The 1,014-nt window shown below is 51.3% G+C and carries 1 protein-coding gene; it reads left to right on the top strand.

What is annotated here, in order from left to right; all coding sequences use genetic code 11:
* The first annotated feature begins 86 nt into the window (after positions 1 to 86).
* Positions 87 to 998 carry an IS982 family transposase gene (locus tag GS601_RS22620; protein WP_162425550.1) on the top strand — a complete coding sequence of 304 codons (912 nt, stop codon included), beginning with the start codon at positions 87 to 89 and terminating at the stop codon, positions 996 to 998.
* Positions 999 to 1,014: the final 16 nt, after the last annotated feature.

Below are 1,014 nucleotides of genomic sequence, written 5' to 3'. Positions count from 1 at the left end.
ACGTGAGTTCGACGAACGGAAGGTAGCGCAAAAAGAAAGCTGAGACTACGTTTGAAAGAGTTGTAAAATTCCTTCGAGTCTCAGCTATGGAAACTATCGTATCGCGCCTTGATGTGACGGCGATTTTCTGCGATGTGGATGACTTTTGCCAGACCTTTGAACAAGGCTGGTCACAACAACCGCAACTGCCGTCAATGCCTGGAGAGAAACGCAGTGGTTCGCGGATGCGACTGAGCGAGGTGATGACCATCGTGATTGCGTTTCATGGGTCGGGTGCGAGAACGTTCAAGGATTTCTACACGCTGACCGTGCTACCGCACTGGCGACGCGCCTTTCCCCATTTGGTGAGCTACAACCGCTTTGTGGAGTTGATGCCGTGGTGCTTGATGTTGTTGTGTTGCTTTCTTAACACGCGCAAAGGAGAAGTAACAGGCATTGCGTTTGTCGATTCCACGCCGATTGAAGTCTGTCATCCTGCCCGTGCCCATGCTCATCGAGTGTTCAAGCATCAAGTCGGGTGGGGCAAAAGTTCGACTGGGTGGAAGTTCGGCTTCAAGTTGCATCTGATTATCAACGAGCGGGGTGAGTTGCTGGCATTTAAGCTGACTCCTGCAAACACCGACGACCGCAAGCCTGTACCAGAAATGACTCAAGGGATTTTTGGTCAACTGTTCGGCGACCGAGGCTACATTTCTCAGCGCCTGTTCGAGGAACTCTACAATCGGGGGCTACAACTTGTGACCAAAGCCCGCAAGAACATGAAGCAGCGACTCGTCAAGCTCATCGACAAAATCCTGCTCAGAAAACGAGCGATCATTGAATCGGTCAACGACCAACTGAAGAACATCTGTCAGATCGAGCATTCGCGCCATCGCAGTGGCTGGAACTTCCTGGTCAATTTGTTAGCAGGGTTGATTGCTTACACTTATCAGCCCAAGTTACCCTCGCTCGACTTGCAGCCAAAAGGCTTGCCTGCTCTCCCTCCTGCCATCTTTTAATCCGTCGAACTCACGT

This window comes from Myxacorys almedinensis A, from assembly GCF_010091945.1.
Taxonomy (GTDB): Bacteria; Cyanobacteriota; Cyanobacteriia; order Leptolyngbyales; family Leptolyngbyaceae; genus Myxacorys; species Myxacorys almedinensis.
Note: the sequence above shows the minus strand (reverse complement) of the source record. Positions and strands in the feature narration are given on the sequence as shown.

Excerpts from the sequence above, each read along its gene's own strand:
- GS601_RS22620 (WP_162425550.1), top strand. The coding sequence starts at position 87 with ATGGAAACTATCGTATCGCGCCTTGATGTGACGGCGATTTTCTGCGAT.